The sequence below is a fragment of the Daejeonella sp. genome, assembly GCF_037719425.1.
Lineage (GTDB): Bacteria > Bacteroidota > Bacteroidia > Sphingobacteriales > Sphingobacteriaceae > Daejeonella.
On the sequence record NZ_JBBJNI010000018.1, the window covers coordinates 16437 to 17006 of the forward strand.

At 48.4% G+C, this 570-nt stretch carries 1 protein-coding gene; it reads right to left on the reverse strand.

From position 1 onward, the window contains the following. Positions 1–570, reverse strand: a 570-nt coding sequence (locus WKF69_RS04145; RefSeq protein ID WP_340379715.1) for an aminotransferase class V-fold PLP-dependent enzyme, incomplete at both ends; no start/stop codon positions are given.

Below are 570 nucleotides of genomic sequence, written 5' to 3' on the forward strand. Positions count from 1 at the left end.
CCCATGATGAGGGGCAGCCGCCTGCCACGTCGACATCAACAGGTCTTTTTTTCCCAGTAAAAGTCCGCAACTTCCCGGAGCTTTCAGGCCTTTTCCTCCACTAAAGGCAACCATGTCGGCACCACGCGATAAATGCGCATTAGGAAATGTAAGGATATGCGCCGCGGCATCAACAAAAACCGGAACGTTTAATGGTTTGGCAATTTTGGAAATTATTTCAAGTGGCAAAAAGGATTCCTTCTCCGCGTCGATATAGATCATTGCGGTCCTCGGGCCTATTTTCCTTCGGAGATCTTCCTCATCATCAACTGTAATAATTTTAACCCCGGTACTTCTTACCGCGTGATCGTAAACTGTGCGGGAAGCTCTTGGAATTATCACTTCGGTTTTCTCAAAGCCGGTCAGATCAGGCATCCTGAGGAGCTTTTCGGGATTTCCTCCAGATAAACATGCAAATGTGCACAACTTAATTCCAGCCGCAGCACCAGAGGTTACAAGCCCCCACTCCGCCCCAGTCAGCTCGGCCAGACGCTTTCCTACTCCATCTACCAATTCATCCATTTGAACATT